Below are 14,819 nucleotides of genomic sequence, written 5' to 3' on the forward strand. Positions count from 1 at the left end.
GAAGAACCACAGAGCACACGGTCGTGCAATGCGGCGCGTCATGATTATCGGCCAGCCCGGCGCGGGCAAGTCCACCCTGGCGCGGGAGGTGGCGGACGTGCTGCATCTGCCGGTGTTCCACGTGGACCACATCCACTGGCTGCCGGGCTGGGTCGAGCGCGACCGGGACGAGAAGGTCGCGCTGGCCCGCGAGGTCCACGCCATGGATCGATGGGTGTTCGAGGGCGGGCTGGCATCGATCTGGAACGAGCGGCTGGAGCGGGCGGAGGCGTTGATCTGGCTCGACTTTCCGGTGTCGACCCGGCTGTGGCGGATCGCCCGGCGATACCGTGCGAAGGGTCCGCGGCCCGACCTTCCGCCCGATTGCCCGGAGCGTTGGGATCCGGCGTTCCTGCGGTACGTCTGGCGGACTCGGCGGAGCGGGTGGGCGCGGTGCGAGGCGGCCCACGCGGCGGCGCGGGGGGCGGGGAAGAAGGCGTTCCGACTGCGGGGGCCGAAGGCCGTGCGCGGGCTCCTGCACGGGCTGCGCTATGCCGCCGAGACCGGTCGATTGGGGGGCTGACGGCTGTCTGCTCCGCGTCTGCGGAGTGTCTGCTCCGCGTCGGACAGATCGGGGCACCCGCCTTCCGGCGAACGTCCCGTCACCCGGCCTGGAACGTCGCGCCGAGGCCTTCCATCAGGTCGCGGAAGACGGGGAAGGACGTGGCGATGGCGCCGACGTCGTCGATCGTGACGCCGCGCCGGGCGGCCATGCCGCAGATCAGGAACGACATGGCGATGCGGTGGTCCAGATGCGTGGCCACGGTCGCGCCGCCTGGCACGGCGCCCGGGCCCAAGCCGTCCACCTCCCACCAATCGTCGCCGTCGCGGACGGTGACGCCGCAGGCCCGCAGGCCGGTGGCCATGGCGTCGATGCGGTCGCTTTCCTTCACCCGCAGCTCGGACACGCCGCGCATGGACGTCGTGCCGGTGGCGTTGGCCGCGACGACGGACAGGATGGGGTACTCGTCGATCATGGAGGCGGCGCGGTCGGGGGGAACCTCCACCCCCTTCATGTCGGGCGAGAAGCGGGCGCGCAGGTCGGCGGCGGGCTCGCCCCCCTCCTCGCGCTCGTCCTCGTAGCGCAGGTCGGCGCCCATCTCGCGCAACGTCTCGAACAGGCCGGCGCGGGTGGGGTTCAGCCCGATGTTGGGGACCAGCACGTCCGAGCCCGGCACGATCAGCGCCGCGCAGACGGGGAACGCCGCGGAGGACGGGTCGCGGGGCACGGCGAGGGTCTGGGGGCGGAGTTCGGGCTGGCCCACGAGGGTGATCCGCCGCCCTTCCTCCGTCTTCCGCGTCTCCACCGCCGCGCCGAAGCCCGCCAGCATCCGTTCGGAATGATCGCGCGTGGCCTCCCGCTCGATCACGACGGTCTCGCCGGGGGCGTTCAGGCCGGCGAGGAGCACCGCGGACTTGATCTGCGCGGAGGCGACGGGCGTGGCATAGCTGACGGGCACGGGATCGGCCGCCCCCACGACGGTCATGGGCAGGCGCCCGCCCGACCGCCCGTGGGCCCGCGCGCCGAAGAGCGTCAGGGGATCGGTGACGCGCGCCATGGGGCGGGACCGCAGGGACGCGTCGCCGGTATAAGTGACGGCGAAGTCGTGCGTGGCCGCCGCCCCCATTATCAGGCGCACCCCGGTGCCCGAGTTACCGCAATCGATGACGTCCTGGGGTTCGAGGAAGCCGCCGGCGCCCATCCCGTGGATCGACCACGTGTCGCCCCTCTTCTCGACCGTCGCCCCGAAGGCGCGCATCGCGGCCGCCGTGTCCAGGACATCCTGCCCTTCCAGGAGGCCCGTCACCCGCGTCTCGCCCACGGCCATCGCGCCGAGGATCAGGGCACGGTGGCTGATGGACTTGTCGCCCGGCACGTGCGCCTCGCCCGAAAGGGGGCCGGAGGGGGTCGCGGTCAGGGGGGCGGCGGGGCCGTGAGCGGACATGAATGGACCTTCCGGCAATCAGCCGGGGCGGTGTAGCGACGCCCGGGGGGGAGGTGAAGGGCCGGATTCGGATCGCCGGGACGCGCGTATCTCAGGCGGCGCGAACGGCGTTCCCGGTCGACCCTCCGCGGTCTTCGAACTGCGCGACGGCCGCGCCGACCTTGGCCGCATCCTCCTGCAGCTGTTCCAGGGCCTTCGAACGCGCCTCGATCCGGGCCGCACTCGCCTTGGTTTCCGCGGCGGTCGTGCGATCGGCCCAGCTACCCAGCTTCTCGATCCCGTTCGCGTGCTCCGCGGCATCGGATGCGATGCGCGCGAGTTCGGCCGCCGTCTCCTCCACGTGGGACGTGATGGTCGACAGGCATGCGCCGGTCCGACCCACCAGCTCGACGCCGGACCGGACGTGTTCCTCCGAGTGGGACAGGATGGCGTCGATCTTCGCCACGGCGTCGCTGGATCGTTGCGCCAGCGACCGCACCTCGGTGGCGACCACGGCGAACCCGCGACCGCTCGGCCCCGCGCGCGCTGCCTCGACGCTGGCGTTGAGGGCGAGCAGGTTGGTTTGGAACGCGATGTCCTCGATCAGGGCGGTCACGGTGCGAACCTCGCCGGCGGCGGCGTCGATCATCTCCATCGCTTCGGTGGCCTGCGACATCACGGCGGAGCCGGCTTCGGCCTCGCTGCGCATCGCGCGGGCGGCGGCCTCGGCGTCACGCACGCTGGCCGCCGTTCCGGTGACGCCGACGCGCACGAGATTGAGCCGGCGGGCGAACTCCACGGTGTCGTTCGTGCGGCGGGTGTCGAGCGCGCCGTGTTCCTGCGACATCGCGACCAGGGCATCGGTTTCCGACCGCATCGCGGCCATGTGCGTCGAGATCGTCCCGATCATACGGGCCAGGCGCGTGATCGCCGCGTTGTAGTCCGACGCGAGACGTTCGAATCCCGCCGGCATCTGCGCGTCGATGCGTGCCTCGATCCGGCCGGAGGCCAGCGCTTCCAGCGCCTCGGCGAGCGCGTCGAGGGCGGCGGTCTGTGCGGCCGCGTTCGCCTCCGCCCTCTCATCCTCGCGAACCTTCGCTTCCCTGGCCGCCCTTTCCGCATCCCGAACGCGCTGGGCTTCGTTGCGGGCCAGGTCGGACGCCCGCTCCGCGTCCGCCAGGGCGCCCCGCGTCCGGACGCTTTCGGCCTCGGCCCTGCGTTTCTGTGCTTCGGCGGCGTCGGTCGCGTTCGATGCCTGTGCCAATGCTTCGGTCAGCGCGACCCTCTGCCTGTCGCCGGCACGGTGGAGGCGGCCGCGGATCCGGGCTATGCGCAGCAGATGCGAGGTCGCGAGCAGGGCGGCCGTGACGTGGACACCCATCCGGGGCCAGTTGTCCGCGAAGGACGCCGACGGATAGACCAGGGTGGGCACAGCGAGCCCGAAGCCGATCTGATACGCGACGAGGAACGCGCAACAGGCGAACAGCGCTGGCACGCTGGCCATGATCGCGCAGCTCGCCAGGACCACGAGAAAGAACACGTGGACGTCCGATTGCCACGGGGTGCCGGACGCGGCCGCGATGAACGCGGCACACTGGACGAGCATCAACTGGCTGACCCAGATCGGACCGTGGCGCGGGGCGATCGCCCGAAGCGTCAGCGCGGCGACGATGCAGACGAGCGACACGGACAGCGGCGCGATGAACGCGAGCCCCTTCAGCCACATAACCGCCGAGAAGGACACGATCGTCACGAAGGACATCACGAGCATCTCACGTTCCAGAACGGGCCGGACCCGTGCCAGGCTGAACTCGTTTTCCGCCATTCGTGCCTCCACGCTGCAGCGATGTCGAAGGATCGCTCCGTCGTGTTCTGGGCCGACTGCGTTGAGAACGAATTAAAGAGTCAGGTTTCCGGTGCGACATCGCGTCGGACGCAGGGGCAACCTTTCGTTCATACCTGCGGGACTAGGCGGGGCCATGTCGTCCGAACACACCCCGTCCGCCCGGACCCGGCACGGTTCCATCACCCGCATCGCCACGGCGATGTCCTGGATCACGCCGGCCCTGGCCCTGGCGGCCGTGGCGGGCCTGTGCCTGGCGGCTTGGTCGGCGCGCGGCCTGCACCACATGCACGAGAGCCATGCGCGTTCCGTCCGGCTGGCCGACGAGCTGCGCCAAAGCAGCGACGACCTGACCCGGTTCGCCCGCACCTACGTCGTGACGGCCGATCCGCGCTACGAGACGTACTTCCACGAGATCCTGGCCATCCGGAACGGAGTGGCGGAACGTCCGACGCATTACGACCGGATTTATTGGGACTTCGTGGCGGCCGACCGCCCCGCGTCGCCCGGCAGCGGACGGGCGGTGCCCCTGGCCGAGTTGATGCGCGAGGCCGGGTTCACGGAGGCGGAGTTCGCGCTGCTGGCGGAAGCGCAGGCCAATTCCGACGACCTCGTGCATCTGGAAGTCCGGGCGATGAACGCCGTGAAGGGCATCTTCATGGAGGAGGACGGCAGCTATACGCTGAACGGCCCCCCGGATCTGGAGCTGGCCCGACAGTTGATGCATTCGCGGAGATATCACGCGATCAAGGGCGACATCATGGCCCCGATCGAGCGGTTCCTCGAAGCCGTGTCGCTTCGGTTCGCCGACGGGATCGCGGCGTGCGAGCGGAACCTCGTCGTCTCCGTGGCGATCGCGCTGATCGCGTCCGTCCTGGCGGCCGCCGCGGCGCTGGGGAACGGCCTCTATGTCCGCCGCCGGGTCGTTCGGCCCCTGGGCGCGTTGCGGGACGCGATGGTGGTCGGGGAAGCGGACGACGCCGCCCGGACCATGCCGGGCCAATCGGCGCGCGACGAGTTCGGCGACATGGCGCGGGTGGCGCAGACCTTCCACGACGCGTCCCGCGACGCGATCGGCCTGGCCCGGGAGGTGGAGGCCGCGTCCCGTGAGCGCGCGCGCCTGGCGGATGCCGAACGGGATGCGGCGGACGAGGCGCAGGCCTCCGCCCGGCGGATCGAGGAACAGTCGCGGGCGGCCCGTGCGGAGGCGGCCCGGATCCAGGCGCTGCAGCGGGAGGTCACGCGGGTCCTGGAGCATGCGGCGGAGGGGGACCTGTCGCACCGCGCGGCGGTCGATCCCGACCACGCCCCGTCGCGCGCGATGGCCGGTGCGCTGAACGTGATGCTGGACCGGCTGGAGGCCCTGTTCACCGCGGCGGAGGAGGAACTGGGGAACATCGCGTCGGGCCGTCTGATGCCGGCGCCCGCGAAGGGGTTGTCGGGTCGGTTCCGCGACGTGCTGCGGGGCGTGGACGATGCGCGGGCGCAGCTCGCGGACATCGTGGCGACGGCGGCGGCGCAGTCCCTGGCGCTGCGGGCCACGTCGTCGGACATCTCCGCCGCCGTGGGGGACCTGGAGGCCCGGACCCATTCGTCCGCCTCCGCGATCGCGGAGGCCACGGCGACGCTGGACGACCTGAAGGCCGCCGTGGCTGGCGTGACCGACGTCGCATCCGCCGCGCGCGACACGGTCGCGGCCAGCCTGCGCGACGGCGAGACCGGTCGCGCGGTGGCGGCGCGGTCGATCGAGACGATGGGACAGCTGGAAACGAGCTCGCGGAAGATCCGGGGCATCGTGGACGTGATCGAGGGCATCGCGTTCCAGACCAACCTGCTGGCGCTGAACGCGGGCGTGGAGGCGGCGCGTGCCGGCGAGGCCGGACGGGGCTTCGCCGTCGTGGCCGGCGAGGTCCGGGCCCTCGCGGGGCGCACGGCGGACGCCGCGCAGGAGATCGCCGACGTCGTCGGCGCGAGCGAGGCCGACGTGGAGGGCGGCGTGGCGCTGGCCGACGAGATGGGCGGCACCGTCGAGACGATGGCCCGCGCCGTGGCCGAGGTCGCCGCGCGCATGGACGACGTCATGCGGACCGCGGGCCGGCAGGCCGACGGCATCGGCGAGATCGGCATCGCGATGACCCAGCTGCGCGACGCCACCGCGAGCAACGCGACGATGGCGACCCGCACGGGCGCGCGCTGCGAGGCGATGGACGCGGCGGTGCGCGACCTGTCCACGACCGTCGAGCGGTTCGACATCGGCGACGCGGCCGCGGCACAGGAGAACGGGCGAAGCGCCGCCTGAGGCGGAGGGCCGCGCCCGCGCCCGCGCGGCCCTGCCGCCCGGGGCGACGCGGGGTCAGGCCGGTTCGGCTTTCGGGATCCGCGCCGTTTGGCGCACCGCGTCCGCCATCACCGCGCCGATGCGCGCGATCTCCGCGTCCGTGGTCACGTAGGGCGGCGCGATGCCGAGGACGTCACCGATCAGGCGGAACAGGACGCCCCGATCCTCCGCCGCCGCGGCGGCGCGGGCGGCGTGGCCGGGGGCCAGCTCGACGCCCATCATCAGGCCCACGCGGCGGACGTCCAGGACGCCCGGCAAGGCGCGGACGGGGGCCATCGCGGCCTCCAACCCGGCGCCCATGCGGGCGACGTGGGATTCCAGGTCCATCTCGCGGTACATCGCCAACGCTTCCAACGCCACGGCGGCGCCGACGGGGTGGCCGCCATAGGTGACGCCGTGCCCGAGCGTGCCGAGACCGTGCGCGTGGTCGGCGATCCCGTCCCGGATGCGCCCGGTCATGGCGACCGCCGACAGGGGGAAGACGGCGCCGGTCAGCTGCTTGGCCAAGGTCATCATGTCGGGCGCGATGCCGTAGGTCTGACACCCGAACCAGCGGCCCGTGCGGCCGAAGCCGGTGATGATCTCGTCGGCGATCAGCAGGATGTCGTGGCGGCGCAAGACGTCCTGCACGCCGTTCCAATATCCTTCGGGGGGCAGCATCACGCCGCCGGAGCCCATCGCGGGCTCCGCGATCATGGCGCAGATCGTGTCGGGGCCTTCGTCCAGGATCGTGGCCTCCAGCTCGGCCACGAGGCGGGCCGCGAACGCCTGTTCGTCCTCGCCCGGGTCGGCGTCGCGCAGGACGTGGGGCCGGCCCACGCGGATCACGGCGTCCGCGGGCAGGTGGAACCCGTCGTGGCAATAGGCCATGGACGTCAGCGCGGCGGAGGTCACGAGCGAGCCGTGATAGCCCCCGTCGCGCGCGATCACGCGGGTCTTGCCTGGCCTGCCCCGCCCCGCCTGCCAATAACGTGCGAGCTTCACCGCGGCCTCCACGGCTTCCGACCCCGACGTGCCGTAGAGGACGTGGTCCAGCCCCGCGGGCAGGAGCGCGGTCAGCTCGCGCGACAGGCGGTCCGTCACCGCGCAGGTGCGGCCCATGAAGGAATGGTAGTACGCCAGTTCGTCCATCTGGCGGGCGGCGGCATCGCGTAGGCGCGACGGGGCGAAGCCCAGCGACGCGCACCACAGGCCCGATACGGCGTCGAGGAACGCGTGGCCGTCGACATCCCATACGGTGGCCCCCTGCCCGCGGACCATGCGGCGCGGCGGCGAGGCCTCGGCCGCGCGGGGGTCGGTGAAGGGCAGCAGGTGGGCGTTCACGCGGGCACCCGGGTCGCGCCGTCCATCGTCAGCAGCGGACCGTAAAGGTCCGGGCGCCGGTCGCGAAACAGGCCCCAGAAGTTCCGCAGCTCGCGGATGGCGCGCAGGTCGAAGGTCGCGGTGGCGAAGCCTTCGGAGGTGGCGTCTCGCTCGGCCAGGACCTCCCCCTTGGGGCCGGCGACGAAGCATTGGCCGAAGAAGGTGACCGCGCCGAGGCTGCCTTCCTCCGTGCCGACGCGGTTCGAGCAGACGAGCGGCACGATGTTGGCCGCCGCGTGCCCGCGCATCACGGTCTGCCAATGGGAATGGCAGTCCGACCCGATGGCGGAAGGGTAGAGCAGCACCTCCGCCCCCTTAAGCGCCATGATGCGCGCGGCCTCGGGGAACCACTGGTCCCAGCACACGCCGGAGCCAACGCGCCCGAAGGCCGTGTCGAACACGACGAAGCCCGTGTCGCCGGGGTTGGAATAGACCTTCTCGTAGCAGCCGGGCAGGCCCAGTGGGATGTGGGACTTGCGGTAGCGGCCGAGGACCGATCCGTCCGCGTCGATCATCACGACGGTGTTGTAATGCGCGTTGTTCGCCCGCTCGAACACGTTGGCGGGGATGACGATGCCCAGCTCCTTCGCGACCGAGCGCATCCGCGACACGGTGGGGCCCTCCGCGTCCTCGGCCAAGTCGAAGATCTCGGGGCCCATCTCCATGAACTGGAACTCGTGGGAGGCGAACTGCTCGCCCGGCAGCACCAGGTTGGCGCCCGCGGCGGCGGCGTCGCGAATCAGCGCCTCCGCCCGGTCCATGTTGTCGGCATAGTCGCGCGTGTGCCGCATCTGCGTGGCGGCGACTGTGATCTCCATGGGTTGGCCCCCTGTCCGATGTCGATGTCCCGACGATCCGCCCGCGGCCGGTGTCCGGCTTCTGCCCGGGTGGGGTGTCGTCGGGTCAGCAGCGCAGATGCGGCGCCGCGGCGCAAGGACCTCGATCGGGGGGGGGCGCCGTCATGGTTCCGTGTCCGAACCATCACGGGCGCGTCGCACGGGGCTGGTCCTGTCGGTCTGCCAGACCGAACGATCAACAGGCAGAGGACCCGTGCCGTGAAGTATACCGTCTTCGACCCAGCCAACCGTTCCCAGCGCGCCGACGCGTCCGAGGACCGTCCGTCCAACCGTTCCACCGCGCCCACGATCGGCGACGTGATCGCGGGGCGCATGAACCGCCGCGACATGTTGAAGGGTGCGCTGGGCTTCACCGCCATCGCCGCGACCGTCAGCCCGATGGCCCTGGCCGCGGGCCGGGCCCACGCGGCCGGGTCAAGCGCCTTCGGGTTCGAGGAGCTGGACGCGACCGTCACGGCGGACCATGCCGTGGCGCCGGGCTACGACGCGGACGTGCTGATCCGCTGGGGCGACCCGGTGCTGGCCGACGCGCCGGCCTTCGATCCGCGCGACCAGACTGCGGAGGCGCAGGCGAAGCAATTCGGCTACAACAACGATTTCGTGGGCACCGTGCCTCATCCGGAGGCACCCGGCGATGACGGTCGGCACCTGATGGTGGTGAATCACGAATACACGAACGAGGAGCTGATGTTCCCCGGTCTGGATCGCCAGGACGGCGATCTGGCCTTCGCCGACACCACCCGCGATATGGTCGACATCGAGATGGCCGCCCATGGCGGCACGGTGATCGAGATCCGGCGAGACGCCGACGGTCGCTGGTCCACCGTGACAGACAGCCCCTACAACCGCCGCATCCACCTCGGCACGCCGATGGAGATCAGCGGCCCCGCGGCGGGCCACCCCAAGATGCGGACCGCCGCCGATCCGACCGGCCGGGCCGTCCTGGGCACGGTCAACAACTGCGCCGGCGGCATCACGCCCTGGGGCACGTGGCTGATGGCCGAGGAGAACTTCAACGGCTATTTTTGGGGCGAGGAGGACGCCTCCGCCGAGGAAGGGCTGACCGACGACGATCCCATCGCCGCCGACTATGCCCGCTACGGCATCCCAGGCAACTGGTACGCCTGGGGCAAGTTCCACGACCGATTCGACACCGCCAAGGAGCCCAACGAGCCCAACCGCTTCGGCTGGATGGTCGAGGTCGATCCGAGCGATCCGACGTCGTCGCCCAAGAAGCGCACCGCCTTGGGCCGCATGAAGCACGAGGGTGCCCATTCGGTCGTGAACCCCGATGGCCGCGTCGTGACCTTCATGGGCGACGACCAACGGTTCGACTACGTCTATCGGTTCGTGACGAACGCGGCTTACGACCCGGCGAACCCGAACCCGGACATCCTGGACGACGGCGTCCTGTCGGTGGCGCGTTACGACGCGGACGGGTCGGTCACGTGGCTGCCCTTGATCCACGGCGAGGGGCCGTTGACCCCCGAGAACGGGTTCGCCGATCAGGGCGACGTGATGATCCAGACGCGCCGGGCCGCCGACTTCCTGGAGGCCACGCCGATGGACCGCCCCGAGGACGTGGAGCCCAACGACGTCCGCGGCACGGTCTACGTCATGCTGACCAACAACACCCGCCGTAAGCCCGGCGACGAGAACGCCGCCAACCCGCGGCCCGAGAACGCGTTCGGCCACATCATCGAGATGACGGCGCCGGACGGCGACTTCGCCGCCGACCGCATGACCTGGGACATCCTGGTGCGCTGCGGCGACCCGTCGGTGGCCGAGGTGGGCGCGACGTTCAACCCCGCCACGTCCGAGAACGGCTGGTTCGGCATGCCCGACAACTGCGCGGTCGATGCGGTCGGGCGCCTTTGGGTGTCCACCGACGGCAACGCCTTCGAGGACACGGGCCGTGCCGACGGGCTGTGGGCCGTGGACACGGAAGGCGAAGCGCGGGGCACGTCGCGGCACTTCTACCGCGTGCCGGTGGGGGCCGAGCTGTGCGGTCCGCACTTCCTGAACGACGGCGAAGCGCTTCTGTTGGCGGTGCAGCACCCGGGCGACGGCGACGGCGGCTGGCCCGAGTTCGGTCGGACGTCGACCTTCGACGACCCCAGCACCCGCTGGCCCGACTTCGCCGAAGGCATGCCCCCGCGTCCGTCGGTCGTCACCGTGACCAAGCAGGGCGGCGGCGTGATCGGCTGATCCGCCCCACCCCGATCTGGTCCGCACATCGCGGGGGGGCTTTCCCCTGGCCCCCCGCACCCCTACCTTCCCCCCATGAGCACGCGCCGCCGCTTCCTGCAGCTGGGCGCGCTGGGGGGCGTTCTGGGCGCGGCCGCCTGCGCGGTCCAGACCACCCGCCGCACCAACCCGTACTACGACGGGCCCGTCAGCGACCATTACGACGGGTCACGGTTCTTCAACCCGGGGGGCGAGACGCCGCGCGGGTTCGGCGACCTCCTGCGTTGGCAATTGGGCGGCGACAAGGCCGAATGGCCCGACGCGGTGCCGGTGTCCCAGGTCGCGCCCGACGCGGACGTGGACGACCTGCGGGTGACGATGGTGGGCCATGCGAGCCTGCTGATCCAGGTGGCCGGTCGCAACGTCCTGACCGACCCGGTCTGGTCCAAGCGGGTGTCGCCCTTCGACTTCGCGGGCCCCGCGCGGGTGACGGCGCCGGGCATCGCCTTCGACGCCCTGCCCCGGATCGACGCGGTGCTGGTCAGCCACAACCATTACGACCACCTGGACGTGGAAACGCTGCGGCGCCTGCACGCGCGCCACGCGATGCCGGTGGTGACGCCCCTGGGCAACGACACGATCATGCGCGACGCCGTGCCGGGCATCGACGCGCGGGCCCACGACTGGGGCGACGCGGCGGAGGTGGCGGGCCTGACCGTGCGGCTGACGCCGTGCCATCATTGGTCCGCGCGGGGCACGCGGGACCGGTCGGCGGCGCTTTGGGCCGCGTTCCTGATCGACACGCCCCGGGGCCGGATCTACCACGTGGGCGACACGGGGTTCCACGGCGGACGGCCGTACCGGGGCCTGCCGGGGGACATCCGCCTGGCGGTGCTGCCGATCGGGGCCTACGCCCCGCGCTGGTTCATGGCGCCGCAGCACCAGGACCCGGCGGAGGCGGTGGAGGGCTTCTCCCTGTGTGGCGCGCGTCATGCCGTGGGGCACCATTGGGGCACGTTCCAGCTGACCGACGAGGCCCGGCCCGAACCGCCCCGCCTGCTGGGCGAGGCCCTGGCGGCGAAGGGCATCGACGCGGCGCGGTTCCGGGCGATGGCGCCCGGCGAGGTCTGGGATCTCCCGTCGTGACACGCGCTGGTCGGCGATGACCGCGCGCGGGCCCTGGCACCACGGCTCGCCGTCGGACCACTTCGACGGGACGCGGTTCTTCAACCCCTCCGGCCCGTCGCATCCCGACGCGCTGACCTCCGCCCGCTGGATCGCCACGCGGCGGCAGGCCGACTGGCCGCCCGCCCCGCCGGTCGCCCCGGCCGTGCCCGACGCCCGGGTGGACGACCTGCGCGTGACCTTCGTGGGCCATGCGACCGTGCTGGTGCAGGTGGCGGGGCGCAACGTGGTGCTGGACCCTCTGTGGTCGGACCGCGCGTCCCCCGTGGCTTGGGTGGGACCGCAGCGGTGGCACGCACCGGGCGTGGCGTGGGACGACCTGCCGCCCGTCGACTTGGCCGTGGTCACCCACAGCCATTACGATCACATGGACGCGCCGACGCTGCGCGGTCTGCGCGACGCGCATCCGTGCCGCTGCGTGGCGCCCTTGGGCAACGACGTGCCCCTGCGGGCCGAGGTTCCGGGTCTGCCGGTGGACGTCCTGGACTGGGGCGGGACGCTGGACCTGGGCGGCGGCTTCGCGATCACCGCCCTGCCCTGCCGCCACTGGTCGCAGCGATACGGCGCGGACCGGGATCTGGCGTTGTGGGCGTCGTTCCTGTTGCGGACGCCGGTGGGCGGCGTGCTGCTGATGGGGGACACGGGGTTCGACGGGGGCCGCCCCTATGCGACCGACGGCCCCGTGCGGCTGGCCGCCATTCCCATCGGCGCATACGCCCCCCGCTGGCACATGGAGCACGAGCATCAGGACCCCGCCCAAGCGGCCGAAGGGTTCCGCCTGTGCGGGGCGCGCCATGCCGTCGCGACCCATTGGGGCTGCTTCCGCATGACCGACGAGGGGAGGCTGGACCCCCCGCGCCTGCTGCGCGACGCGCTGTCGGAGGCGGAGCGGGACAGGTTCCGCGTGCCGGAGCCGGGCGTGGCGTGGGACGTGCCGGCCTAGCCGATCGTCGTTTCCGGACCGGACCCGGAGACCCCGCAGGTACGGAGGCGTTCCGCCATTCGGCCCGGGCGCGCCCTTCCCGTCAGTTGCGCGTGGCCTTCGTTGCCGTGGCGGCCGGAAGGTCCGCGCCGTATCCGTCGCGCAGCCAGCGGGACAGGGGCATCTCCTCCGGCAGGCCGCGCAGCTGGGCGGCATAGGGCAGAAGGCTTTCGGACACCCGCATGATGTAGTTGCGCGTTTCGGCGAAGGGGACGTCCTCGATCCAGTCCACCAGGTCCACGGACGGGTCCGACACGCGCCCCAGCCGCGCCGTCCAGCGATGCGCCCGCGACGGCCCCGCGTTGTAGGCGGCGGGCACGAGGATGGGGGAGCGTCCGAACTCCCCCTCCAGCTCCGCCAGGTAGGCCGTGCCCAGGCGCGCGTTGTAGAGCGGATCGGCGGTCAGGCGCGGGGCGGAATAGGGCAGGCCCAGATCGCCCGCGACCGCGCGCGCGGTGCCGGGCATGACCTGCATCAGGCCGCGCGCGCCGGCATGGGACACGACCACGGGGTCGAACTCGGATTCGCGCCGCGCGATGGACAGCGACAGCTCCGGCGCGACGGGGCTGGGCAGGGTCGCCAGGTCGGTGACGGGATAGTATCCGCGGTGAAGCTCCAACCCCCGGCGGGCGGCGCGCTTGGCGGTCATCAGCGCGATGTGCGGCTCGTCCCAACGCAGGATCTCGTCGATCAGGGTGCCGATCAGGGGGCGGTCCAGGGTTTCGGCCATGTGGGCCGCGAACCGTTCCGCGAGGCTGCGCTCGCCCAGGGCGGCCAGCTTGCGGGCGGCGTCGAGCACGGTGCTGCGGGCCAGGGGCGTGTCGGCCAGGGCCGGGAAGACTTCGTCCCCCGCGAGGTTCGGGTCGGGCGGCAGGCCGGCGCGTTCGGCGGCAAGCTGGCCGTAGAAGCTGGTCTGGTAGCGCCCCCCCGCCGCATAGGCCGCCCGCGCGCCCGCCGCGTCGCCCGCCTCCTGCAGGGCGCGGCCCAGCCAATAGCCCGCCCGCCCCTTCGAGATGGGCGAGGCCACGGCGGCGTCCATCCGGCGGAAGTGTTCGGCCGCCGCACCCGGGTCGTCGCGGAAGCGCAGCGCGATGTAGCCCGCCAGCCATTCGATCTGCCCCGCCAGGCGGTGGCCCGGCGGCAGGTGGTTGTTCGCGGCAACGCGGTACGCGTCCGCGAGGCGGCCGTCCTGCATCAGCCCGCGCGCCAGGCGCAGGCGGTGCGCCGCCCAGGCGGGCGGGTCGCCCAGGGCATCGGCCCCGGCGTCGTTCGCGAACAGCATTTCCAGCGCGGAGTCGCGGCGCCCCTTCCCCAGCCGCCAGCTGAAGCGTTCGTAGGCCAGGCTGTGGTGATCCGCCCAGCCGTCGGGCAGCGCCTCGATCAGGGTGTCGACGCCCGCGCGTTCCTCGCGCAGGGCGATGCGGGCCCGGGCGAGCGCGGCCTCGGGGCCGCCGACCAGGTCCAGCATCCGCTCGGCCGATTCCGTGTGTCCATCCCAGACCATGGCGTCCAGGCGCGCGGGGTGGAACGGGGCGAGCAGGTCGCCGAAGACCGCGAGGAAGCCCGCCTGCGCGGCGGCGGTCATCGGCTTCTCCAGCCAGGCGTCGATCGACGCGGCCTCCGCGGCGCCGATGCGATCCAGGGCCCGCAGGGCGATGGCCAGGCGCAGGGCGCCCTCGGCGGTGCGCGGTGGCTCGCCGCCCAGGAACGCCACGACCCGTTCGGGCGGCAGCGCGGCGGGCATCATGCGTTCGGCCTGGGCCCGCAGGAGCGGCAGGCCGGGCCAGTCCGGGTTGCGTTCGATGAAGGCGGCGGCTTCGGCGAAGGTGCCTTCGCGGGCGCGCAGGAGGTGCCAGTCGAGGACGTCGCGCAGGACGGGGTCGTCCACGCGCGACCGCGCCGCACGGGTCGCGTCGTATTGCTGCGCGCGGAAGCGGTCGAGGCCCAGCTCGAACTCGGTCTCCGCTGCTGCGGGCCAAGACAGGAGAGCCACGGCCGCGGCCAGACCCAGACGTCGCAGAACAGACATCGCCACCACCCTTCGCTTCCCCCGGTCCGCCCTCTAGCGCAATCGCGCGCTCGCCGGAACCCGCCCGCCCGT

General features: G+C 72.3%; 10 protein-coding genes. 5 read left to right on the forward strand and 5 right to left on the reverse strand.

Annotated elements, in window-relative coordinates:
* Window positions 1–40 precede the first annotated feature (40 nt).
* Window positions 41–562 carry a P-loop NTPase family protein gene (locus P0084_RS03945; RefSeq protein ID WP_308915504.1) on the forward strand — a complete coding sequence of 174 codons (522 nt, stop codon included), beginning with the start codon at window positions 41–43 and terminating at the stop codon, window positions 560–562.
* 79 nt (window positions 563–641) lie between these two features.
* Here P0084_RS03945 and aroA read toward each other — a convergent pair whose 3' ends face one another.
* Entirely contained in the window at window positions 642–1,985 is a 1,344-nt protein-coding gene (gene aroA, locus P0084_RS03950; RefSeq protein WP_308915505.1) for a 3-phosphoshikimate 1-carboxyvinyltransferase, read from the reverse strand.
* A 91-nt stretch (window positions 1,986–2,076) separates the two neighbouring features.
* Window positions 2,077–3,789, reverse strand: coding sequence for a methyl-accepting chemotaxis protein (locus tag P0084_RS03955; protein ID WP_308915506.1), 1,713 nt, complete (start codon window positions 3,787–3,789; stop codon window positions 2,077–2,079).
* Between the two features lie 154 nt (window positions 3,790–3,943).
* Between P0084_RS03955 and P0084_RS03960 the strand changes: the two genes are divergently transcribed.
* Window positions 3,944–6,106, forward strand: coding sequence for a methyl-accepting chemotaxis protein (locus tag P0084_RS03960; protein WP_308915507.1), 2,163 nt, complete (start codon window positions 3,944–3,946; stop codon window positions 6,104–6,106).
* Window positions 6,107–6,160: 54 nt separating this feature from the next.
* Here the strand turns inward: P0084_RS03960 and P0084_RS03965 are convergent, their stop codons facing one another.
* Together P0084_RS03965 and P0084_RS03970 are read right to left on the reverse strand one after the other, a co-directional pair.
* A complete protein-coding gene (locus P0084_RS03965) occupies window positions 6,161–7,468 on the reverse strand; it encodes an aminotransferase family protein (RefSeq protein ID WP_308915508.1) in 1,308 nt (435 codons plus the stop codon).
* Entirely contained in the window at window positions 7,465–8,325 is an 861-nt protein-coding gene (locus P0084_RS03970; RefSeq protein WP_308915509.1) for a carbon-nitrogen hydrolase, read from the reverse strand. Before P0084_RS03970 ends, P0084_RS03965 begins: the two co-directional genes overlap by 4 nt.
* 237 nt (window positions 8,326–8,562) lie before the next feature.
* Between P0084_RS03970 and P0084_RS03975 the strand changes: the two genes are divergently transcribed.
* The 3 genes from P0084_RS03975 (at window position 8,563) to P0084_RS03985 (ending at window position 12,679) form a co-directional block, all read left to right on the forward strand.
* Window positions 8,563–10,572, forward strand: coding sequence for a PhoX family protein (locus P0084_RS03975; RefSeq protein ID WP_308915510.1), 2,010 nt, complete (start codon window positions 8,563–8,565; stop codon window positions 10,570–10,572).
* Window positions 10,573–10,647: 75 nt separating this feature from the next.
* Entirely contained in the window at window positions 10,648–11,697 is a 1,050-nt protein-coding gene (locus P0084_RS03980) for an MBL fold metallo-hydrolase (protein ID WP_308915511.1), read from the forward strand.
* Between the two features lie 16 nt (window positions 11,698–11,713).
* On the forward strand, window positions 11,714–12,679 hold the full coding sequence (locus tag P0084_RS03985; RefSeq protein ID WP_308915512.1) for an MBL fold metallo-hydrolase: 966 nt from the start codon (window positions 11,714–11,716) through the stop codon (window positions 12,677–12,679).
* A gap of 82 nt (window positions 12,680–12,761) precedes the next feature.
* Here P0084_RS03985 and P0084_RS03990 read toward each other — a convergent pair whose 3' ends face one another.
* The gene (locus P0084_RS03990; RefSeq protein WP_308915513.1) at window positions 12,762–14,747 is read right to left on the reverse strand and encodes a lytic transglycosylase domain-containing protein; all 1,986 of its coding nucleotides are present in this window, start codon (window positions 14,745–14,747) and stop codon (window positions 12,762–12,764) included.
* Window positions 14,748–14,819: the final 72 nt, after the last annotated feature.

The sequence above is a fragment of the Jannaschia maritima genome (assembly GCF_030973515.1).
GTDB lineage: Bacteria > Pseudomonadota > Alphaproteobacteria > Rhodobacterales > Rhodobacteraceae > Jannaschia > Jannaschia maritima.

Coding starts and splice junctions, on each gene's coding strand:
- aroA (WP_308915505.1), bottom strand. CDS start 1,985: ATGTCCGCTCACGGCCCCGCCGCCCCCCTGACCGCGACCCCCTCCGGC.
- P0084_RS03945 (WP_308915504.1), top strand. CDS start 41: ATGATTATCGGCCAGCCCGGCGCGGGCAAGTCCACCCTGGCGCGGGAG.
- P0084_RS03985 (WP_308915512.1), top strand. CDS start 11,714: ATGACCGCGCGCGGGCCCTGGCACCACGGCTCGCCGTCGGACCACTTC.
- P0084_RS03990 (WP_308915513.1), bottom strand. CDS start 14,747: ATGTCTGTTCTGCGACGTCTGGGTCTGGCCGCGGCCGTGGCTCTCCTG.
- P0084_RS03960 (WP_308915507.1), top strand. CDS start 3,944: ATGTCGTCCGAACACACCCCGTCCGCCCGGACCCGGCACGGTTCCATC.
- P0084_RS03980 (WP_308915511.1), top strand. CDS start 10,648: ATGAGCACGCGCCGCCGCTTCCTGCAGCTGGGCGCGCTGGGGGGCGTT.
- P0084_RS03970 (WP_308915509.1), bottom strand. CDS start 8,325: ATGGAGATCACAGTCGCCGCCACGCAGATGCGGCACACGCGCGACTAT.
- P0084_RS03955 (WP_308915506.1), bottom strand. CDS start 3,789: ATGGCGGAAAACGAGTTCAGCCTGGCACGGGTCCGGCCCGTTCTGGAA.